The organism is Mesorhizobium sp. M6A.T.Ce.TU.002.03.1.1 (assembly GCF_003997275.1).
GTDB lineage: Bacteria > Pseudomonadota > Alphaproteobacteria > Rhizobiales > Rhizobiaceae > Mesorhizobium > Mesorhizobium mediterraneum.
Map to the genome: position 1 here is coordinate 34,615 of NZ_RZTI01000021.1, position 21,421 is coordinate 56,035.

Here is a 21,421-nt window from a genome sequence, read left to right on the forward strand (position 1 = left end):
CATGAGGAATTGCCGATGAAAGCCGTCGTCTTCGAAAAGTTCGGTGAAACGCCGACGATCCAGACCGTTCCCGATCCGGAGCCGGCCCTGGACGGCGTCGTCATCAAGGTCGAGGCGACCGGGCTCTGCCGCAGCGACTGGCATGGCTGGATGGGTCATGACGACGGCATCAGCCTGCCGCACGTGCCCGGCCACGAGTTGGCCGGCGTCGTGGTGGCCGCCGGCAGCCAGGTGACCCGCTGGAAGGCCGGCGAGCGTGTCACCGTGCCGTTCGCCGTCGGCTGCGGCCACTGCTTCGAATGCAGTTCGGGCAACCATCAGGTCTGCGAGCACCAGTCCCAGCCAGGCTTCACCGCCTGGGGCTCATTCGCCGAATATGTCGCCATCGACCATGCCGACACCAATCTGGTCCGCCTGCCGGACGAGATGGAGTTCGCCACCGCCGCCAGCCTCGGCTGCCGCTTCGTCACTTCGTTCCGCGCCATTGTCGACCAGGGCCGGGTGACGCCCGGCGAATGGGTGGCGGTGCATGGCTGCGGCGGCGTCGGCCTGTCGGCGATCATGATCGCCAGCGCCATGGGCGCCAACGTGATCGCGATCGACCTGACCGACGAGAAGCTGGATTTTGCCAGCAAGATCGGCGCGGTGGCGACGATCAACGCCTCGAAGACGCCGAATGTGGTCAAGGCGGTCAAGCAGATCACCAATGGCGGCGCGCATATGTCGATGGACGCGCTCGGCCATTCCAGTACCTCGTTCAACTCGATCGCGAACCTGCGCAGGCGCGGCCGCCATGTGCAGGTCGGCCTGATGCTCGGCGAACACGCCAGGCCGCAGATCCCGATGGACAAGGTGATCGCCTTCGAGCTCGAAATCCGCGGCAGCCACGGCATGCAGGCCTACCGCTACCAGGCGATGATGGAGATGATCCGCACCGGTAAGCTCAAGCCTGAACTGCTGGTCGGCAAGCGAATCAGCCTCGACGAGGCGCCCGCGGCCTTGATGGCGATGGGCGGCTTCGAAGGCATCGGAATCGGCGTGGTGACGAAGTTCTAGCCGTGCGGCTCTCCCTTCTCCCCTTGTGGGAGAAGGTGGATCGGCGCGCAGCGCCGAGACGGATGAGGGGTGTTGGAAGAAACGCGGCGTGAAATATCGAAGGATTTTAGGCGTTTACGTCTTCAATGGAGTGATCCGGCCAGCACCCCTCATCCGACCGAGCTTCGCTCGGCCACCTTCTCCCACAAGGGGAGAGAAGGAAGAAGGGCTGACGCCTATCTCGCATATTTCTTCGCGCCGACCACGCAAAGCACGACGGCGGCAGTGACCGCTATCATGGCAGGACTGACCTGCTCGTGCAGCAGCATTGCCGCCAGCCCGAGGCCGAAGAAAGGCTGGAGAAGCTGCAACTGCCCGACCGCGGCGATGCCGCCTTGCGCCAGTCCGCGATACCAGAACACAAAGCCGATCAGCATGCTGAACAGCGAGACATAGGCCAGTCCGATCCAGGCGGCGTTGCCGACGCTTTCGAGCGACGGCGGCATGGTGATGAGCGTCAGGGCCAGCATGACCGGCAGCGACAACACCAGCGCCCATGAGATCACCTGCCAGCCGCCAAGTTTACGCGACAGCGTGGCTCCTTCCGCATAACCCAGTCCGCACAGGATGATTGCGGCCAGCATCAGCATGTCGCCTACCGGCGAGGCCGAGACGCCTTGCGTCACCGCAAAACCGGCAACAAGGGCGCTGCCAAGGCACGAAAACAGCCAGAAAGCCGGTTTGGGGCGATCGCCGCCACGAATAACGCCGAAGATCGCGGTCGCCAGCGGCAACAGGCCGACGAAGATGATGGAATGGGCCGAGGTGATATGCTTGAGCGCCAACGCGGTCAGCAAGGGAAAGCCGACCACGACGCCGAGCGCCACGATGGCCAGCGACAACAGACCCTGCCGCTCCGGGCGCTTCTGGCGAAAAATGAGCAGAAGCGCGAGGCCGAGTATGCCTGCCGTGGCAGCACGGGCGACGGTAAGGAAGGCCGGATCGAAATCCATCACCGCAACACGCGTTGCCGGAAGCGATCCGCTGAAAATCAGCACGCCCACGAATCCGTTCATCCAACCACCCGCCGTCTTGTCCATCGCACGCTCCTGATGCTCTCGCCTCTATCGGGCCGGACGCATGGCGCCACCAGAGACAATGAGGTACAGTTTTGCAAAACTGTCATGGTAGGTTGAGCAGTACGGATGGATGAGCAGACGACGGCAAGTGGGGGCAGCGGGACGCTTGTCGAAAGCGTCATGGCGACGATCAGGCAGAGGATCGCCGCGCGCAGCCTGACACCGGGAACACGATTGCCTTCGATCCGGGCTTTCGCGAAAACCGTGCAGGTTTCCAAATCCACCGTGGTCGAAGCCTATGAGCGTCTTGCGGCGGAAGGCATCATCCGCTCGCGTCCAGGTTCGGGTTTCTATGCCGCCGGACCGCTGGCTCCCTTATCGCTGGCCGAGATCGGCCCCAGGCTTGACCGTGCCGTCGATCCGCTCTGGGTTTCGCGCCAGTCGCTGGAAGCCGGCGACGGTGTGCTCAAACCCGGCTGCGGCTGGCTGCCTGCATCGTGGATGCCGGAGGCTGGATTGCGCCGGGCATTGCGGACATTGGCACGAGGTGATGATGTCACGCTGACGGATTACGGCACGCCTCTCGGGCTGCCGCCGCTGCGTCATCTGCTCGCACGGCGCATGGCAGGGCACGGCATCGAGGCGTCTCCCGACCAGATCATGCTGACGGAATCGGGAACCCAGGCGATCGACCTCCTCTGCCGGTTCCTGCTCGAGCCGGGCGACACGGTGCTGGTGGACGACCCCTGCTATTTCAACTTCCATGCCCTGTTGCGCGCTCACCGGGCCAAGGTGGTCGGCGTTCCCTATACGCCGTCGGGACCGGATATCGAGCTGTTCGCGCAGGCGCTGACGGAGCACCAGCCGCGTCTCTACATCACCAATTCCGCACTTCACAATCCGACGGGTGCAATTCTGTCGCCGGTCGTCGCCCATCGATTGCTCAAGCTCGCCGACCAATCGGATCTGACGATCATCGAAGACGATATCTTTGCCGACTTCGAACACACCCCCGCGCCCAGACTGGCGGCGTTCGACGGGCTTGGTCGCGTCGTCCATATCGGCAGCTTCTCAAAAACGCTTTCGGCGTCGGTGCGCTGCGGCTTCATCGCGGCTCCACGCGACTGGATGGATGGGTTGACCGACCTCAAGATCGCCACGTCCTTTGGCAGCGGCAGGCTTGCCTCCGAACTGGTGCTGACGCTGCTGAAGGACGGTCTCTATCGCAAGCACGTGGATTTGTTGCGCACGCGGCTTTCACGCGCCATGGCTGAGACAAGCACGCGGCTGAAGGCGATCGGCATCACGCCGTGGATCGACCAGCCGGCCGGCATGTTCTTGTGGTGCAGCCTAGCGGAAGGCGTGGATGCAGCTGAAATGGCCCGCCGCGCCTTGTCGGCCAATATCGTGCTGGCGCCCGGCAATGCGTTCAGCCTGTCTCAAACTGCCAGCCGTTTCCTGCGCTTCAACGTCGCGCAGTCGGCAGACGAGAGAATTTTCAGGACACTCGAGGAGGCGATGTCGCGTTGATTTTCGCTATCACGGAAATGCAGGCCTTGGCGCTTCGCCTCAGGCCCTGCCCCGCTTGCGCCGCTCGTAAAGCATGACGAGCGTTTCGGCCGTCAGCGCCGGCTTCTGCTCACCTTCGATCTCGACGATGTTGGCGGCCTTCATCAGATACTGGCCGGGGCCCTTGTCCTCCACGGACAAAAGCGTGATGCGCAGTCTGATGCGCGCGCCGGCCCTGACCGGCGCCAGGAACCGCACCTTGTCGAAGCCATAGTTGAAGGCGGCTTGCGTGTTTTCGGGCACGATGCCCATGTCCAGCGCCAGCGCGCCGATGATCGACAGCGTCAGATAGCCGTGCGCGATGGTGGTGCGGAACGGGCTTTGCCGCTTCGCCCGCTCTGGATCGACATGGATCCATTGGCGGTCGCCCGTGCATTCGGCGAACTGGTCGATGCGGCTCTGGTCGACCGTCGTCCAGTCCGACACACCGAGCTCCTGCCCGGTCATCATCCTGAGCTGCTCGTAGGTCGGCGGCGTCCTCGGCCGTGTTTGCGTCATTCCTGCTTTCCCGATCGCCTGCTTTCCCGATCACTTGTCCTGCCTCCCGACCACGAACCGGCCGCCTCTGTCAATTCGCTCCGCGCGTTCCGCTGCGGCATCCTCGGTCGGATCGCGTCAACGCCTGTGTCCAGCGCCGCAAAACAGGCTATCCGGGCCAAGAGAAACTTTGTGCCTCGCCGAGGCCGAGAATCAACAATACGACTTTCAGGAGCCGGATAGGCGGGAGAAAAGTCCGTCTGCTTTGGCTTGGGAATAGCCTACTTCTTGTCGTAGGCGGTGCGGATTTTCTCCATCGCCTCCTTGATGCGGTCGCGCAGGATCTCGACCGATTCGGTGCCGGATTTCCTTGCCAGTTCGGCCACTTCGCCGGCATTCTTCAATGCGGTCTCGAAGGATTTCCTGGCGAACGCCGCTTGCTTGGCCATCAACTCCCGAGGATCGCCCGGCGCTCTGTAGCTCTGCGCCATGTCGGCGATTTCGTGCAGAGTGTCCTGCAGCATCTCGCGTTGTCGGGAGAATAGCGACGACGCGCCGGCGGCACTTGCCCTGGCTGATTTTTCCAGTGCCTCGAGGTTCTTGCGATGATGGTTGAGGATCGCCTCGACGTCTACGTTCGGCAGCTTCAGGTCGCGGCCGAACCTGCCGAACATGTCCATGAAAGAGCCGGGATCCGGTTGCTTTGCCATGGTGGTTTCTCCCCTCTTGTTGCGAATGCAGCGCCTGAGGAGAAGAATAGGGCACTGGCGCTTCGCGGTCCATTCGAAGGCGCAACACATCGCGGTTCAGCCGACGAGGAACAGCCGTTCCACCGTATAAAGCGCGACGCCGGCAAGGCCGCCGATGACCATGCCGTTGAAGCGGATATATTGCAGGTCCCTGCCGATGTTCATCTCGATCAGCCTGGTGAGCTGGGCAAGGTCCCAGCGCTTGACCTGATCGGCGATGAATTTCGAGACGCCGCTCTTCTGGCTTTCGACGAAGGAAGACAGCGCCACGACGAACCCCTGGTTCATGTCGGCTCTGATCTGCGCGTCGCCGGCAAGATGGCGGCCGACTTCGACGAACATATTGGCGAGATGGGCGCGAATCATCGAATTCGACGCCTTGGCGTCCTGCTCGATGAACAGGCTGAGGCTTTCCCACATGTCGCCGGCCAGCGCCTTCAGCTCCGGCCTGGCGAGGAAATCGCGCTTCAGTTTCTCGGCGCGCTTGGCGTATTGCTTGGATGTCCTCAGCCGCTCGACGAAGGTCAGGACAAAACGGTCGAATTCGGCGCGCATCGGGTGTTCGGGATCGGCCCTCACCTCGTCGAGCAGCGAACCGGCGGAGGCGACGATCTTCTTCAGCAGATAGGCGTCGGCGCGAAAAAGGTTGAACAGCGACGGCAGTTCCTCGCGGATCTTCTCCCGCATGCTCGCCAGCGCCTGCTCGTCGCTCAAAAAGCGGCCGACGACCTTGGTGAATTCGTCGAACAGCCTTTGGTGGCGGCGGTCGTCGGTCAGGGCCGACAGCAACTCGGCGGCGAGCGGCGCCAGCGGCACCTTTTCGATCTGCTCCAGCATGCGGCTGGTGACGAAGCCGCGCAGGCCCGATTGCTTGACGGCCGCCAGCGTCTGCGGCACCAGCCGGCCGACGAAATGCGATAGATCGGCGGCGCGGTTGGGGTCGGCCAGCCAGTCGGCGACGAGCGCGGAAAAGTCGACCTCGGCAAGCTTTTCGCGCACCGGCTCGGGCGCCAGGAAATTGACCTCGATGAAGCGGCCGAGATTGTCGGCGATGCGGTTCTGGTTCTCCGGAATGATGGCGGTGTGCGGGATCGGCAGGCCGAGCGGCCGCCTGAACAGCGCTACCACCGCATACCAGTCGGCCAGCCCGCCAATCGTCGCCGCCTCGGCGAAAGCGGCGACGAACCCCAGCCACGGATAGTGGCCCTCGAAGGACTTGGCCACCGCAAAGATGAGGACGCAGAGCGCGAGCGCCGCGGTGGCGACGAACTTGGTGCGCCGAAGCGCCGAAAGCTTGGCGTCCGCGTCGGCATCGAACCGGGCGGATGCCAAAGTCGGTGCTGATTGTGACATGGATGAACTACTCCTGGTCGATCTCGCGGACTTAATTTAGTAATCCGCCCGCCCGAATGCGCCCCAGATTAATCGGGGTGATGTTTTGCACGACCCTGCACACAAACTTGACAAAAAAATTCACCTATTATGCGATGCTTGTCTGGAATTATTCCAAGGTATAGGCCATATTAGGCTTGAGCTAATGCTTCGTGAGGACAAAATGCGGCTGACACGCCAGACCAATTACGCCATGCGCATCCTGATGTATTGCGCCGCGAACACCGATCGGCTGAGCCGCATCCCAGAGATCGCGGCCGCCTATTCGGTGTCTGAACTTTTTCTCTTCAAGATCCTGCAGCCTTTGGTCGAGCATGGTCTGGTCGAGACGGTGCGCGGCAGGAACGGCGGCGTCAGGCTCGGCCGCGAGGCCGAATCCATCACGCTGTTCGACGTCGTGCGCGTGACCGAAGAGAGCTTCGCCATGGCCGAATGCTTCGAGAACGATGCCGCCGAATGTCCGCTGGTCGACAGTTGCGCGCTGAATTCGGCGCTTCGCGAGGCGCTCAACGCCTTCTTCGCCGTGCTTGAGCGCTACACGATCGCCGACATGGTGGCGGCGCGTCCGAATGTGCGACACCTGCTCGGCATCGACATGCTGGTGCAAAGGGCGCCGGCCGCCTGATCCTGGTCGCATCGCGGTTTGGCTAGGTCTGTTGAGATTCAGGTCAGGCCGAGCCGGAGTCGAAGACGGGCGCGAAGCGACCAAACAGGTGGGTTCCGAGAACCGGAACGGAGCGTACGTTTGGGTACGTGAGTACGGAAGCGCAGGAAATCGCCATTTGCAGGCCGGCATCACCTGAATATCAACAGACCGACTGCGGCAATACGAACGGCATGTCTCCGGCCGGCAGCACGCCTACCCTCAGCCGGCAATCGAACACTTTTTCGATCAGATCGTCGCTCAGCACGTCCTGCGGTGAGCCAGTGGCGGCTAGCCTGCCGCGATGCATGACGAAAATCCGGTCGGCATACATGGCCGTCAAATTGAGGTCGTGCAGGATGGCGACCACGCCGCCGCCCCGTCTGGCGAAGTCGCGGGCGATGTTCATGATGATCAATTGGTGCTTGATATCGAGGCTGGAAACCGGCTCGTCGAGGAAGAGATAGCGCGGTTTGCCGTCGAGGACCGGCGCCCAGACCTGGCAGAGCACGCGGGCCAACTGCACGCGCTGCTGCTCGCCGCCCGAAAGCTCCTGGTAGAAACGGCCGGCAAAGCCGTCGAGGTCGACCCGCGCCAGCGCCCGTTCGGGCAGGCGCTCGTCCTCACCGGGAAGCGCGCCCGAGCGCCCGCCGAGCAGGCCGAGCCTGACGATCTCGCGCACCGTGAAGGGAAAGGACAACGTCGTCGCCTGCGGCAGGACGGCGCGCATCGTCGCGGCCTCGACCGGTTTCATCACCGAGAGGTCGCGGCCGTTGATGGTGACCTCTCCCGAATAGGCAAGATCGCCGGACAGCGCCCTCAGGAAGGTCGTCTTGCCCGAACCATTGGGGCCGACGATGGCCGCGATTTCGCCGGGCCGCATGTCGAAATCGACATTGGCGACGATACGCTTGCCGCCGATCGCCACCGAGACATCCCGCGCATCGATCATAAAAACCCTCTCACAGGTCGATGACCCCACGCTTGCGCAGCAGGATCCAGAGGAAGAACGGAGCGCCCGCGATCGCGGTGACGATGCCGATCGGCAGCTCGGCCGGCGCAACGATGGTGCGGGCGATGGCATCGGCCAGAAGCAGCAGGCAAGCGCCAAGCAGGGCCGACGCCGGCAGCAAATAACGGTTGTCCGGGCCGATAGCCAAGCGCAACAGATGCGGCACCACGATGCCGACAAAGCCGATGCCGCCGCTGACCGCGACAGATGCCCCGACCGCCGCCGAAACGCCGATGATTGCAGTGTATTTCAGCCGCTGCACCGGGATGCCGAGATGGCCGGCGGTGGCTTCGCCCAGTGCCAGCGCGTTGAGGCCGCGCGCCAGGAACGGCATCGCCGCCAACGCCAGCACGATGATCGGCCCGACTGAGCCGATTTTTTGCCAGGTCGCGCCGGCGAGCGAGCCGAGCTGCCAGAAGGTCAGGTCGCGCAACTGCCGGTCGTCGGCCATGAAGATCAGGATGCCGGTCAGCGCCATGGCAAGGGCAGCCAGCGCGATGCCGGCAAGCAGCATGGTGGCAACCGAGGTTTGGCCTTGCCGGGTGGCGACCTGATAGAGCACCAATGTCGTCGCCAGCCCGCCGCAGAACGCGGCAAGCGGCAGAGCGAGCGTGCCCAGCACCGAAGTTATCGGCGCCAGCACCGTGGCGCCAAGCACGATGACAGCCACCGCGCCGAGGCTCGACCCGGCCGAAACCCCGATGAGACCGGGATCTGCCAGCGGGTTGCGGAATAGCCCTTGCATGACCGCTCCGGAGACGGCAAGCGCGGCGCCGATCAGCACACCGAGGATGACGCGCGGCAGGCGGATGTCATAGACAATCAGGCGGTCGCGGGCGCTCAGCGCCTCATTGCCGGGTGCTGCGCCCAACAGCCAGTCGCCAACGACGCTGACGGCCGAGGCATCGGATGCGCCTGATGTCAGCGACAGCAGGACGGCAACGGCAAGTCCCAGGCACAAAAGCAGAATGACGATGCGCGCCCGCCCCGAACGGTCGCCGTCGGATGCTGTCGCCATGGTGCCCGCACCAGCGATCGATTGATCCACCATTGGAAGCCCGCTCAGTCCGCGGCCTGCCCGCCATAAAGCGAGGCGGCAAGGTCGTGGATGACGTCGGCCGTGCGCGGCCCGAAGCCGAGCAGATAGCCGCCATCCATGCGGATCACCTTGCGCGCAGCACCCGCAGGTGTCGACAAAATGGCCGGGTTCGCGAACAATTCGTCATCCGATGCGGCGGGACCGGCATTGTTCATCATCAGGATCACGTCCGGCTTTGCGGTGACCAGCGCCTCGTCGGACAATTGCTTGTAGCCGGAATAGCCGTCAACCGCGTTGACACCGCCCGAAAGCTTGATGATGCCGTCGGCGGCAGTCTCGCTGCCGGATGCGAGTATCTTGCCGCCCTGCATCGACAGCACGAACAGGACGCGCTTGCGCTCCTTGATCGAAGCGGTCTGCTTTTCGGCGGCCTTCAGCTTGGCATCGATCTCGGCTGCCAGCGCATCGGCCTTGGCGTCCACGCCAAGCGCCTTGCCGACGATATGGATCTTTTCGAGAATGCCTTCATGGTCGTAGCGCTCGGGCACCTCGATGAACGGGATGCTCGTTTTCTTCAGCACGTCGACGGCTTGCTTCGGCCCGCTGCCGTGCAGCGCCAGGATGCCTGACGGGTTGACCGATAGGACACCTTCCGGCGACAGCTGGCGCATGTAACCGACGTCAGGCAGCTTGAGCGCCGCCTCGGGATAACGGCTGGTCGAATCGCGGGCGACCAGCCGATCCTGCTCGCCGAGCGCAAAGACGATCTCGGTGATCGAACCGCCGATAGCCGCTATCTTCGACGGGTCGGCGAAGACCTCCGTGCCCTCGGCGGCACGGGCAGGCAGCAATGCGGCAAAGGCCAGGGCAAGGCCGATCGCGACCCCGAGCGTCGTTCTGAAAACACGCGCCCGTTTAAGCAAAGGAGCCATTGTCGTTGTCCTCAGGCTGCGGTCGGGCTTGGAATGTGCGGCAGGTTCTCTGCCAGGAACCGCCAGTCCTCGCGCTCGCTTTCGCCTTCATGGCGCTTACCGAAGAACTGGATGATCATCTTGCCGTCGGCGCCATAGGCTTCGAGAGACGTGACGTGGCCATCCTTGGTCGGTTTGCGCACGGCCCAGACCTCATGGATGTGGTCGGTCCGCAGATGCAGGTGGAAGGTCTCGTCCAGCACGTTGATCCACGGTCCCATCGGCTTGATCGACATGATCGGGCCCGAATGGATCTGGATGCAGCCGCGATTGCCGACAAAGCACATGATCGGCATCTCGCCCTCGGCGGCATGATGGAACATCGCGCTGACGGCATCGTTGTCGAGCAGCCAGGCGTAGTCCTGGCCGACCATGCGCATCGCCTGGCGGCGATCGAGCTTCAGCGTCTTCAGCATGCCAAAGAACTGATGCACGTCGGTCAGCCGGCTCCAGCGGTCGCGCAGATCGTCGACATCAGCGGAAGCCTCGGAAGGCTCGGTCTCGTCGGCAAATCCGCCGTCTGAAATTGCGACCGTCGCCTCCTGGTTTGGCGATTCGAGCTCGGCCACTAGCTTCTGATAGGCATAGAGGTTGGACGCGGGCCGCAGATGCACCTTGTGCACCGCCTCGCCCGCCGCATCGAAGAACTGCAGGCTGCGCCTGATATCGCCACCGTCGCGCTTTTCGACGGCAAAGCCGTGCGCCCAGACTTTCGGGAAGATGCGCAGATCGACGTTCTCGCCAAGCACCATGGCATTGTGGTTGCCGGTGACGACTTTGTCGTAGACGCCGATCTTCTCGTGAACGGCGCTTTCGTTACGCGTCAGCGCCATGACCTCGCCGACGGCTTCGAGGCCGGTCAGAAGATCGTTGACGCGCGGCTCGACGCGGACGACGCCGTCGCCGCAATGCGCGGCGACCAGCTCGGCCTCCGAAATGCCAAGCTGGGCGGCCAGATCGCGCTCGCGCGCTTTCGGATTGTCTGCCCGCGCCCGCCGGATCTCGTGCGGGGCGGGTTTTACGCGCTGGTCCATGTCTTAACTACCTACTTGTTGAGGATGAGCTTGCCCTGGCGGGTGATCTTCAGCCGGTAGAGCGCTCCGTGATGCTCGATGCCGATCTCGTGCTCGCCCTGGAACAGCGTGTTGCTGGACAGGGTTCTCACGGTCAACGGAACCCGATCGAAACGAGCCGAATTGTCGTCGGAACGGCGGACGCGATAGCGAAAGTCATTGGGATTGTGCGTGTTCATCTGGTTCGATCCCTTTCCTGTGCCGGGCGTCTGGCTAGGCGTTGCGTAGATGCCGATTCATTTCTTGACTTGAATAATCATGTTTATTAGTCAGTGCAATACCGGACTAAGTGAGTCAAGATTTAAGACGCCGGACACGACGAAAAATGCCAGCAAGCTTCAAGCCAGCCAGCATCGAACCAGGTATTTTGGAGTTGGGGCATGGGGTTGGCGAATTGGGGACGGCTGGGGCTGGCGAATAGCAGCCCAGGTCCGGCGCATCGAGGCCTGGCGCATCGATCGATGGCAAAAGGCCGGTCTATGGCAACGGGAATCGCCGCATTGCTGGCGGGTGCTGCGGCCGTCGCTCTGCTCACCCCGCCGGCCAATGCTCAGTCAGCCAATGCTCAACAGGCCGCCCAACCGGCAACAGATCAGCAGCAGCCCGATCAAGCGCAGACGCCTGAAGAGGCTGCGCTGGCCCCGGCAGGCGCAACGCTGCTCGACCAGATCCTGGTCATCAGCCGCACCGGCGAGACGGCGATCGATTCCCTGGCTTCGGTCAGTCATGTCGATCAGGAGCAATTGGAACGCCGCATGGCGACGACGCCAAACGAAATGCTGTTGGGTGTGCCTGGAATAACTGTCCAGGCAGATGCAAGGCGCGTCAGTTCCAGCATCAATATCCGTGGTTTACAGGATTTCGGCCGCGTCGCGGTGATCGTCGACGGTGCGCGGCAGAATTTCCAGCGCTCCGATCATGGCACGCAATCGACCTTCTATATCGACCCGGAGCTCATCAAATCTGTCGACGTCATCCGCGGCCCGGTCGCCAACACCTACGGCTCGGGCGCCATTGGTGGCGTCGTCTTGTTCGAAACCAAGGACGCGAACGACTATCTTCGCGACGGCGAGACATGGGCGGCGTCTGCGACCGGGCGCTATGAGAGCAATGGCGAAGGCTGGACGACCAGCGCTGCCGGCGCCTACCGTTTCAACGAGAACTGGGATGTCCTCGGCAACATCGTCTATCGCGACTATGACGACTACAAGGATGGCGGCGGCGATACGGTGAATGGCACCGGCTTCGACGTCTTGAGTGGCCTGCTCAAGACGACCATCCGCCCCACTGAAAACAGCGAACTGAAGCTGGGCTGGAATGGCACGAGCGACGGGTGGGACGAGGTCAGCGGCGGCACATCGGTGAACGATGTCGACCTGGAGGCGAATACCTTCACGGGCCGCTACAACATCACCGATGAAGACAAGAGCTGGCTCGATCTCCACATCAACGCCTCCTACAACAAGACCGACATGGAAATGACAAGCCTTGTCCCGCAAAACCGGTTTGATCCAGTCACCGGTCTTCCCATCGTCTTGCCGGCGGGTTCGATGTCGACCTTCGATATCGGCACTTCGGGCATCGACATCTGGAACACCTCGCGGTTCGAGACCGCCGGCATTGCGCACGAGCTGACCTACGGTGGCGACTGGATTGGCGACGACGTCGAGACGGGTGGTGCCGCAGGCGGCGCCAGTTTCTATACCCCTTCGGGCAAGCGAAACGTTTCCGGCGCTTACGTCCAGGACAAGCTCACATGGGACTGGCTCGAAGTTATCGCCGGGCTGCGTTACGACAGCTACAAGCTCGAAAGCGATGTCGGCGAAACCTCCGGCGACCGGCTGTCGCCGCGCATCACCGTCGGCGTCTCGCCGTTCGAAACCGCCAGCCTTTCGGGACTGCAACTCTACGGCACCTATGCGGAGGGATATCGCTCCCCGTCACTGTCGGAAACCCTCATCAGTGGCAATCATCCGGCAGGCGTCAGCTTTCCGTTTCTCCCCAATCCCGATCTGAAGCCTGAAACCGGCAAGACCGTCGAATTCGGTGTCAACTATAAGCACGACGATATCCTCGAAGCCGGCGACGCGTTTCGTTTCAAGGCGGCCTACTTCAACAACGACGTCGACGACTACATCGACGGTGTAACGCTATCAGCATTCGACCCGACCAGCGGCTGCCCATTCGGCCCAGGCATCCCGATCTGCTTCCAGTACCAGAACTTCGCAAAAGCGAAGATCCGCGGCTTTGAAATGGAAGGCGTCTATGACGCCAGTTGGGGTTTCGCCGGGCTGTCGGCCTCGATCATCGATGGCCACACCATCTCCTATGAAGGCGAGCGGGCAGACCTCGTCACCGTCCCCTCTTCCCAAGTCACCGCGCAACTCGGCTTCCGCTTTCTGGAGGACAAGCTGACCGTCGGCGGCGAGGTTCAGTACAATGGAAAGCCGAAGGGCAACGCCGTGGCCAAGGATTACACGCTGGTCAATGCCTTCGCAAGCTATCAGGCGACCGACAATTTCAAGGTCGATTTCCGCGCCGACAATTTGTTCGACGTGAAATACACCAATCCGTTGAATGCATCGGCCACGAGTGTAATTTACGAGCCCGGCGTCACGCTGAAGCTGGCGGCGACAATGCGATTTGGAGGCTGACGACAATGGCAAGCTTGACGGCATCGCTTCGCCTGCTGACCTCGGTGCTGGCAATGCCGCTTGTGATGGGTCCGGCGTGGGCGCAACAGTCCGCGCCGGTCCCTGCTCTCACGCTTGAACTCAATGGTGCGCAGGCCTCCGAAAAGGGCTGCCGTTTGACGTTCGTGGTCAACAACACTCTCGGCGCCGACCTCTCGAAAGCGGCGTTCGAGATCGCGCTGTTCAACGAGGCTGGCGTCGTCGACCGGCTGACCGTGCTCGATTTCAAGGACCTGCCGGCGGGCAAGACCAAGGTGACGCGTTTCGATCTTGCCGGCGCCGACTGCGCCAAGGTCAGCCGCGTGTTGATCAACAGCGCGACCGAATGCGCCGGCACCGGCATCGAGCCGGACGCTTGCATGCGCAGGCTGAAGACCGAGACCAAGACCGGCATCGCCTTCGGGGTCTGAGACCACAGTGGGACTGGAGCCCGCACTCGGACGGAACATCGTGGCATGGCCTTTGGCCACCTCCGTTCTGTGGCCGCTAGATGCCAACGATCTTGATTTGACAAGTCCGCACCGGTCGCGGCAGGTCTCGTTGCGAACCATGCAGGAAATCAGTCCCCTCCCCGACGCCAATGGCGAACTGGCGATTGCACCGACCGAACCGCTTGCGCCGGCCCGGCCGTCAGCCATGAGCCGCAAATGGACGGCGGCGATCATCGCCTCCTGCCTGTTTCATGCCGCGGTGGCGGCAGCTTTTCTCATCACACCTGCCGGCACATTCGATTCCAAGGACGCAATCCAGATGGAAGGCACCGATCAAACCGGCGCCAACGTGGTCGGCAGCGCCTTGGATGGTCAGGTCCCGGGCGCGATGAACGTCACCTTGGTGCCCGACCCGCAGCCGGCCAAACCTGAGGTCAAGCCCGAGCCGCCTGCCGACCGGCCCGCCAGGGAAATGGCCGCGCAGCCCCCCGCGCCCTTGCCGCAGGTCGCCAAACAACCCACCGCCGCCCCAGACATACTGATGGCCGATACCCCGCACCTGGACGAACAGAGCGAGGCTCCAAAGATTGAATCGCCGGCAGAGCCGGCTGCTCCTGCCGAAAGAACTGACGCGCCTCCTACCGATATCGGACAGCCGCCGATCCCGACCCCAAGGCCAAGCGCGACAGCAGGACTTGGCGGAGCGGGCGAAACGAACGAGGCCCGCGGCGCGGCGGATGGCGAGGAACGCGACGCGGTGACTTCCAGCACGGGCAAGAAGCAGGCAGTGGCAGGCAATGCGATAGAATCCCGCTACAGCGGTGAAGTTCAGAAGAAGCTTGCCCGCGCCAACCGCCGTGTTTCGAAATCGATACAAGCGAGCGCTCGCAACAATGCCAGGGTCGTATTCGTTGTCATGGCCGACGGCAGCATCAGCGAGATACAGCTCGCCGAAAGCTCAGGTTCTGCGGAGCTTGATCAATTCGCTTTGACACTGGTGCGCAAGCAAGCGCCGTTCCCTCCCATTCCAACCGAAACTGGCAAATCAAGTTGGGTATTTAAAGCGCGGATCGGTCCATTTTAACAGCCTGCGCCTCATCGTTGCAGGCAATCCACCAAGCATCATAATCCGCAATCCGAAAGGACAGCCAATGTACATCGCCATGAACCGCTTCAAAGTCCAGAACGGCTCTGAGGACGCCTTCGAGGACGTCTGGAAGAACCGTGATTCGAGCCTATCGGAGATGAAAGGTTTCAAGGAATTTCATCTGCTGCGCGGTCCGGTCAACGAGGCCGAAGGTTACACGCTGTTCGCCTCGCACACCGTATGGGCGAGCCATGAGGATTTCGTCGCCTGGACCAAATCCGAGAATTTCCGCGCGGCGCACCGCAATACCGGCACCACCAAGGTGCACTATCTCGGCCATCCGCAGTTCGAAGGCTTTTCGGTCGTCGAGGGCGCGTGACATGGCCTTGCCCGCAGCCGACCCGGCGCGCAGCATTCCCGTGCTGCCCTCGCCCGACATCAAGGCGACGCGCGATTTCTACCGCGACCAGCTCGGTTTCGGCATCGTCGGGCCCGAGATGGACGACTATCTCATCATGCGCCGCAACGAGATGGAGATTCACTTCTGGAAGAGCGACGACCGCAAGCTGCCGGAAGTGTCGTCCTGCTACATCAGAGGCGGCGAGGTGCCGGCGCTGCATGCCGAATTTTCGGCGCGCGGCGTCGAGAAACTCAGCCCTTTCACCGTTCGCCCGTGGAACATGAAGGAATTCTATGTCTGGGTCCCGCATGGCAATCTGCTGAGGTTCGGCTGCGCGCCCGAAGAAGTGTGAAGCTTCCGGGCCTGCCGGTTCTCAGGCCTTGCCGAACAATCGTCGCAGCGCCCAAACCAGGCGCTTGGCGAAGCGCTTGCGCAGCCGTCGCAAACGGCTTCGGCGACCAAGAAATGGCATGACACGCGGATCGTCGCCGAGGCTGCCAAACCGCTTGGCGTGCTGCGACAGGAATCCGGGCACAAAACCCCGGCCATTGGCGGCGGCGAGCTGCTCTGCACTGGCCACGACATAGTCGACGATATCATTCGCCATGACCATCTCATGCGCTCGGTATGCCAGCGATTGCTGCACATTGCCGCCGGTGTAGGCGATGTTGGTGGATGCGTTGGCCCCGTGCAGGCGGTAGAGGCCGAGACATTCCGACAGGAGCAGGCTGCCGGCCGCCAGATGCGCACATGTCGCCGCGAGATAGTCGGTCCCTATCCTGGCCTTGAACGGGAACGCCAGAACCGGTTCCAGCGCGGCGCGCCGAAAGACCATCGACGATGTCGGCGCCCACATCCAGCCATAGGCGCCGGGCTTGAAATACGTGATCGGATGGTCCGAAACATAGCCGATCTCCGGCGCCATCGCGCCAAGCTGTTTGCCGGGGATGATGCCGACGCCAGGTCCGTCCAGACTGGAACGCGGCTTTCGCAATTGAATGTAGGTGCCAGCCAGCAAGCTGCGATCGCGGTCGACCAGAAAGACATCGGAACTGGACAGCGATGCCGGGCGCATCGCATTCAAATGGGCCGCAAGGTGCGCCACGAGAAAATTCGGCAACCAGATATCGTCGGCATCGAGAAACGCCACGAACGGCGCGTCGCCCGCGGCAAAACCATCTCGGAAAGATTCAAGCTGGCCGCCATTTTGCGAACGCGCCAACAGGCTGAAGCGCCGGTCATCGATCGCTTCGAGCAGCCGGCGGATGTGATCGGCCGAGCCGTCGGTCGAAGCGTCGTCGACGATCACGCAGTGCCATTTCTGATAGGTCTGCACCAGGACCGAGCGGATCGCATCCTCGACATAGTCGCGATAATTGTGACAGGTGATGACCACGCCGACACGCGGAAGCTCAAACCGTGGTGGCTGCATCTGTTCGGCCTCGCCCCTGTCGAGTTGCCCACTTGTTAGTCGACGTGGCTTCTTGTCAACACGCGGCACTTTCGCGGCGAGCGGGCCTTGGGGAATCTTACGCCGCAGCCAGCAGGCTGGCATTGCCGCCCGCAGCCGTGGTGTCGACGCAGACGGCGCGTTCATGCGCGTAGGCCGCCGGGTTGAGCACTTCGCTGACCAGCGGCACGATCGGGCCGGCGCGGTCGGCGATGACTTTCCGCACGATACGCGTGGCCTCGGGCGTGCCCGAAAAGGCGACGACGTCGACCCGCAGCGAGCGTGCCTCGACCGGGTCCGGACGGCCGTCGATGGCCGCAAGCGGCAGACCCTTGCCGGTCAATGCCGAGAGTGCCGCCGGCGCACCCGGTGCGACGGCGAGCACGGCATTGCCGGCCGCCAGCGCCTGGATCGCCTGGGCAAGCAGCGTGTCGGCGTCCGGTCCCAGGCAGAGCACACGGCCACGCGGCGACAGCGACAGCGTGTTGGCCTCGCCGGTCGGTCCGGGCAGATCGACCTGGCCGAAGTCGATGCTGGCGGCGGCGCCGATGGCCGCAGCACCCTTGCCGCGCAGATGCTTCCTCAGCACGGCAACGCGGTCCGCCCGCGTCGACCAGCCGCCAAGCGCTGGGTCTGGCAGATTGTCGGCAAGCTCTGTCGCCGTCACCTTGCAGCCGTCAAGAACAGGCGTGCCCGCCTGCGGTCCCTTGCGGAAGCGCCTGAGATAATGCGGCCCGCCGGCCTTCGGGCCGGTGCCGGAAAGCCCTTCCCCGCCGAACGGCTGCGAGCCGACCACGGCGCCGATCTGGTTGCGGTTGACATAGATATTGCCGGCATGGATGCCGTCGACGAAATGCTGGGCGCGGCCTTCGATGCGGGTATGCAGGCCGAAGGTCAGGCCATAACCCTTGCGGTTGATCGCGGCGATCACCGCATCGATGTCGTCGGCGTCGAAGCTGGCGACATGCAGCACCGGTCCGAACACCTCGCGCTCCATCTCCTCGATGCCCTTGACCCGAAAGACATGCGGCGCGACGAAGCGGCCGTTCTTCGGCGCTTCGAGCTTGGCGATCAGCCGGCCCTGCAGACCCATTTTGGTGCAATAGTCGCGGATTGATTTTTGTGCCTCATCGTCGATGACCGGGCCGACATCGGTTGAAATCTGCCAGGGATCGCCGAGACTGAGCGCTTCCATCGCTCCCTTCAGCATCTCCAGCATCTTCTTCTCGACGTCCTTCTGCACATAGAGCACGCGCAGCGCCGAGCAGCGCTGGCCGGCACTCTGGAAGGCCGAGGCAAGGATGTCGCGCACCGCTTGTTCGGGCAGCGCGGTGGAATCGACGATCATCGCGTTCAGCCCGCCGGTCTCGGCTATCAGCATGGCGTCGGGCGGCGCGGTCTCGGCCAACTGCTTTTCGATCAGCTTGGCGACCTCGGTCGAGCCGGTGAAGCAGACGCCGGCAATGCGCGGATCGGCGGTCAGCGGGCCACCGACCGAGGGACCATCGCCGGGCAAAAGCTGGATGACATCCTCCGGCACACCGGCTTCGCGCAGCAATTCGACGGCGCGGAAGGCAATCAGCGGCGTCTGCTCGGCCGGCTTGGCGATCACCGAATTGCCGGTGACGAGTGCTGCCGCGATCTGGCCGGTGAAGATGGCGAGCGGAAAATTCCACGGCGAGATGCAGGCGATCACCCCGCGCGCTTCCGTGCCCGGTTCGGCATTGGCCGCTTCGGCGGCGTAATAGCGCAGGAAATCGACCGCTTCGCGCACTTCGGCGACGCCGTCGGCCAGCGATTTGCCCGCTTCGCGGATAGCGAGCGCGAAGAATTCGACGGCGTTGGCTTCATAGAGATCGGCGGCGCGGTTGAGGATGGCGGCACGCTCGGCAACGGCACGCCTTGCCCATGCCGGCTGCGCCTCCACCGCGATGCGCACGGCGGTCGCGACCTGCTTGGCGCTGGCCTCGCTGACTGTGCCGACCACCTCGTCGGGTTTTGCCGGATTGACCACCGGACGCTGCTTGCCGTAGCCGGCGGCCCGCGTGATCGGCTTGGCGTGCCAGCGGTCCGGGCCGGAAAACTCGCTCTTCGCCTGGTCGATCGCGGCCAGGGTCACCGGATCAGTGATGTCGAATCCCTTCGAATTGCGTCGGCTGGCACCAAAGATCGCCGATGGTCGCGCGATCGCCGGATTGGCGGCGGGACCCTGTTTCTCGACGGTTTCGAGCGGGTCGCGGGCAATATCCTCCGGCTCGACCTCCTCGTCGGTGAGCTGGTGGACGAAGGAGGAGTTAGCGCCGTTCTCCAGCAGCCGGCGGACTAGGTAGGCAAGCAGGTCGGAATGCGCGCCGACCGGCGCATAGATGCGGCAGCGCGTGCCTTCAGCCCGCCGCACCGTCTCGTGCAGCGCTTCGCCCATGCCGTGCAGGCGCTGGAACTCGAAGGAGTCACGATCCCCGGCCATCGACAGGATGGCGGCGACGGTGTGGGCGTTGTGAGTGGCGAATTGCGGATAGATGCGGTCGGTCATCGACAGCAGCTTTTTCGCGCAGGCCAGGTAGGACACATCTGTGTTGGCCTTGCGGGTGAAGACCGGATAGCCGTCGAGCCCGAGCGTCTGCGCTCGCTTGATCTCGGTATCCCAATAGGCGCCCTTGACCAGCCGCACCATGATGGTGCGATCGTATTTCTTCGCCAGCGCATAGAGCCAGTCGATGGTGAAGGCTGCGCGCGGACCATAGGCCTGGACGACGACGCCAAAACCGTTCCAGCCGGCAAGCTCCGGCTCGGCCAGCACCCGTTCGATGACGTCGAGCGACAGGTCGAGGCGATCGGCCTCCTCGGCGTCGACGTTGAGGCCCATGCGCGAATGACGCGCCGCCAGCGCCAGCGACAAAAGCCGCGCGGCCATCACAGGCAGCATCTTTTCCTTCTGCGTCACTTCATAGCGCGGGTGCAGCGCCGAGAGCTTGACCGAGATGCCGTGGTTCTGGCGGATGTCGGGACCATTGGCGCCGGCATCGAGCGAGGAGATGGCGTCGGCATAGGCCTTGAGATAACGCAAGGCATCGGCCTCTGTTCGAGCCGCCTCGCCCAGCATATCGAAAGAATAGAGATAGCCCTTCTGGGTCATCGGCCGGCCGCGCCTGACGGCCTCGGCAATCGTGCGTCCAAGCACGAACTGCTCGCCCATTTCACGCATGGCGGCGGCGACTGCCTTGCGGATGACCGGTTCGCCCAGCCGGCGCACCATGGCGCGCAGCGTGCCTTCGATGCCGCCCTCGCCTTCGTCGAGCACCCGGCCTGTCAGCATCAGCGCCCAGGTCGACGCATTGATGAAGATCGAGCTCGAGCCGCCTGAATGCGCCGACCAGTCATGCGGCGCGATCTTGTCGGCGATGAGGTCGTCCATCGTCTCGGTGTCGGGCACCCGCAGCAGCGCTTCGGCCAGGCACATCAGCGCTACGCCCTCCTTGGTGGAGAGGCCATAGGCGGACAGGAAGACCTCCATCAGCCGTGGATCGGACGAGCCGCGCACCGCCCGCACCAGATCGGCGGCGCGGGCCGAGATCGCCTTTCGGTCTTTCCCCGAAAGCCCCGTCGCCTCGGCCAGCCGCTTCACGCCCTCGTCTTCGTCAGGCAAATAATTGGCACGGATCTGCTGGCGGATGGCATCGAGCGCTGGCATGACGGTCCTGTAAAGCGAGCATCAGGGAGCAGTCCGGCGGTCACCGGACCGAATGGCGCAAAGCTAGCACAAAGCCTGATCGCAGTCGGTCCAAAGAAATCGACAGTGCAGGCCAATTGATCTATCATAACGGCAGATCCTCGACAATTTGACCAGAATTTCAATGACAGAAGACCAATTGGACCGCATCGACAGGAACATCCTGTCGGCGCTAGGCAACAATGGCCGGCTTTCCATGTCGGAACTCGCGGCAAAAGTCGGGCTGTCGAAGACGCCGGTGCAGGCGCGGGTCAAGCGGCTGGAAAAGGACGGCTTTATCAGGGGCTACCAGGCGATCATCGACCGCGAGCGCATGGGCGAAGGCCATGTCGCTTTCGTCCAGGTGAAACTGTCGGACACCCGCTCAGCCGCGCTCGACGCCTTCAACCGCGCCGTGCAGGCGGTGCCGGAGATCGAGCAATGCCATATGATGGCGTCGAGCTTCGACTATCTGCTGAAGGTCCGCACTACCGACATCGCCGCCTATCGTCGCGTGCTCGGCGAGCGCATCTCGGCCCTGCCCCACGTCGCCCAGACCTCGACCTTCGTGGCAATGGAGACGGTGAAGGATCGGTAGGCGCGCTGTTGCGG

General features: G+C 63.2%; 20 protein-coding genes. 9 read left to right on the forward strand and 11 right to left on the reverse strand.

Going from position 1 to position 21,421, the window contains the following annotated elements:
- Positions 1-15 precede the first annotated feature (15 nt).
- Entirely contained in the window at positions 16-1,056 is a 1,041-nt protein-coding gene (locus EOC93_RS09485) for a zinc-dependent alcohol dehydrogenase family protein (RefSeq protein WP_127204464.1), read from the forward strand.
- A gap of 215 nt (positions 1,057-1,271) precedes the next feature.
- Here EOC93_RS09485 and EOC93_RS09490 read toward each other — a convergent pair whose 3' ends face one another.
- On the reverse strand, positions 1,272-2,135 hold the full coding sequence (locus tag EOC93_RS09490) for a DMT family transporter (RefSeq protein ID WP_127204465.1): 864 nt from the start codon (positions 2,133-2,135) through the stop codon (positions 1,272-1,274).
- A gap of 105 nt (positions 2,136-2,240) precedes the next feature.
- Here EOC93_RS09490 and EOC93_RS09495 point away from each other — a divergent pair, with 105 nt between their 5' ends.
- Positions 2,241-3,644, forward strand: coding sequence for a PLP-dependent aminotransferase family protein (locus tag EOC93_RS09495; RefSeq protein ID WP_095486634.1), 1,404 nt, complete (start codon positions 2,241-2,243; stop codon positions 3,642-3,644).
- Between the two features lie 39 nt (positions 3,645-3,683).
- Here EOC93_RS09495 and EOC93_RS09500 read toward each other — a convergent pair whose 3' ends face one another.
- The 3 genes from EOC93_RS09500 to EOC93_RS09510 all read right to left on the reverse strand — a co-directional run bounded on the left by EOC93_RS09500 (position 3,684) and on the right by EOC93_RS09510 (position 6,262).
- Positions 3,684-4,181 carry a MaoC family dehydratase gene (locus EOC93_RS09500; protein WP_095486635.1) on the reverse strand — a complete coding sequence of 166 codons (498 nt, stop codon included), beginning with the start codon at positions 4,179-4,181 and terminating at the stop codon, positions 3,684-3,686.
- 260 nt (positions 4,182-4,441) lie between these two features.
- A complete protein-coding gene (locus tag EOC93_RS09505) occupies positions 4,442-4,870 on the reverse strand; it encodes a phasin family protein (RefSeq protein ID WP_127204466.1) in 429 nt (142 codons plus the stop codon).
- A gap of 96 nt (positions 4,871-4,966) precedes the next feature.
- The gene (locus EOC93_RS09510; RefSeq protein WP_127204467.1) at positions 4,967-6,262 is read right to left on the reverse strand and encodes a DUF445 domain-containing protein; all 1,296 of its coding nucleotides are present in this window, start codon (positions 6,260-6,262) and stop codon (positions 4,967-4,969) included.
- 202 nt (positions 6,263-6,464) lie between these two features.
- On the opposite strand from EOC93_RS09510, the gene rirA reads away from it, so the two are divergent.
- A complete protein-coding gene (rirA, locus tag EOC93_RS09515) occupies positions 6,465-6,926 on the forward strand; it encodes an iron-responsive transcriptional regulator RirA (RefSeq protein WP_095486744.1) in 462 nt (153 codons plus the stop codon).
- 181 nt (positions 6,927-7,107) lie between these two features.
- On the opposite strand, the gene EOC93_RS09520 is transcribed toward rirA, so the two are convergent.
- Genes EOC93_RS09520 through hemP form a run of 5 tightly spaced genes read right to left on the reverse strand, consistent with a single transcriptional unit; the run spans position 7,108 to position 11,218 of the window.
- Positions 7,108-7,896 (reverse strand): heme ABC transporter ATP-binding protein, encoded by a 789-nt coding sequence (locus EOC93_RS09520; RefSeq protein ID WP_095486638.1) that lies wholly within the window; start codon positions 7,894-7,896, stop codon positions 7,108-7,110.
- 10 nt (positions 7,897-7,906) lie between these two features.
- Positions 7,907-9,007 carry an iron ABC transporter permease gene (locus tag EOC93_RS09525; protein WP_127204468.1) on the reverse strand — a complete coding sequence of 367 codons (1,101 nt, stop codon included), beginning with the start codon at positions 9,005-9,007 and terminating at the stop codon, positions 7,907-7,909.
- Positions 9,008-9,018: 11 nt separating this feature from the next.
- Positions 9,019-9,927 carry a hemin ABC transporter substrate-binding protein gene (locus EOC93_RS09530; RefSeq protein WP_127204469.1) on the reverse strand — a complete coding sequence of 303 codons (909 nt, stop codon included), beginning with the start codon at positions 9,925-9,927 and terminating at the stop codon, positions 9,019-9,021.
- Between the two features lie 11 nt (positions 9,928-9,938).
- Positions 9,939-11,000 carry a hemin-degrading factor gene (locus EOC93_RS09535; RefSeq protein ID WP_127204470.1) on the reverse strand — a complete coding sequence of 354 codons (1,062 nt, stop codon included), beginning with the start codon at positions 10,998-11,000 and terminating at the stop codon, positions 9,939-9,941.
- Positions 11,001-11,011: 11 nt separating this feature from the next.
- Entirely contained in the window at positions 11,012-11,218 is a 207-nt protein-coding gene (gene hemP / locus EOC93_RS09540; protein ID WP_095494491.1) for a hemin uptake protein HemP, read from the reverse strand.
- A gap of 300 nt (positions 11,219-11,518) precedes the next feature.
- Here hemP and EOC93_RS09545 point away from each other — a divergent pair, with 300 nt between their 5' ends.
- The 5 genes from EOC93_RS09545 (at position 11,519) to EOC93_RS09565 (ending at position 16,002) form a co-directional block, all read left to right on the forward strand.
- Positions 11,519-13,693, forward strand: a complete 2,175-nt coding sequence (locus EOC93_RS09545; RefSeq protein WP_245461421.1) for a TonB-dependent hemoglobin/transferrin/lactoferrin family receptor — start codon at positions 11,519-11,521, stop codon at positions 13,691-13,693.
- A gap of 5 nt (positions 13,694-13,698) precedes the next feature.
- A complete protein-coding gene (locus EOC93_RS09550; RefSeq protein ID WP_127204472.1) occupies positions 13,699-14,142 on the forward strand; it encodes a hypothetical protein in 444 nt (147 codons plus the stop codon).
- 52 nt (positions 14,143-14,194) lie between these two features.
- On the forward strand, positions 14,195-15,247 hold the full coding sequence (locus tag EOC93_RS09555; RefSeq protein WP_348627595.1) for a TonB family protein: 1,053 nt from the start codon (positions 14,195-14,197) through the stop codon (positions 15,245-15,247).
- A 67-nt stretch (positions 15,248-15,314) separates the two neighbouring features.
- The gene (locus EOC93_RS09560) at positions 15,315-15,629 is read left to right on the forward strand and encodes an antibiotic biosynthesis monooxygenase (RefSeq protein WP_126106172.1); all 315 of its coding nucleotides are present in this window, start codon (positions 15,315-15,317) and stop codon (positions 15,627-15,629) included.
- Between the two features lies 1 nt (position 15,630).
- Entirely contained in the window at positions 15,631-16,002 is a 372-nt protein-coding gene (locus EOC93_RS09565; protein ID WP_127204473.1) for a VOC family protein, read from the forward strand.
- Positions 16,003-16,023: 21 nt separating this feature from the next.
- On the opposite strand, the gene EOC93_RS09570 is transcribed toward EOC93_RS09565, so the two are convergent.
- Both EOC93_RS09570 and putA read right to left on the reverse strand, forming a co-directional pair.
- Complete coding sequence (locus tag EOC93_RS09570) at positions 16,024-17,082, reverse strand: glycosyltransferase (RefSeq protein WP_127204474.1); 1,059 nt, start codon at positions 17,080-17,082, stop codon at positions 16,024-16,026.
- 97 nt (positions 17,083-17,179) lie between these two features.
- Positions 17,180-20,791 carry a bifunctional proline dehydrogenase/L-glutamate gamma-semialdehyde dehydrogenase PutA gene (putA, locus tag EOC93_RS09575; protein WP_127204475.1) on the reverse strand — a complete coding sequence of 1,204 codons (3,612 nt, stop codon included), beginning with the start codon at positions 20,789-20,791 and terminating at the stop codon, positions 17,180-17,182.
- A 163-nt stretch (positions 20,792-20,954) separates the two neighbouring features.
- On the opposite strand from putA, the gene EOC93_RS09580 reads away from it, so the two are divergent.
- Positions 20,955-21,407: an Lrp/AsnC ligand binding domain-containing protein gene (locus EOC93_RS09580; RefSeq protein ID WP_127204476.1), complete on the forward strand. Its 453-nt coding sequence runs from the start codon at positions 20,955-20,957 to the stop codon at positions 21,405-21,407.
- Positions 21,408-21,421 lie beyond the last annotated feature (14 nt).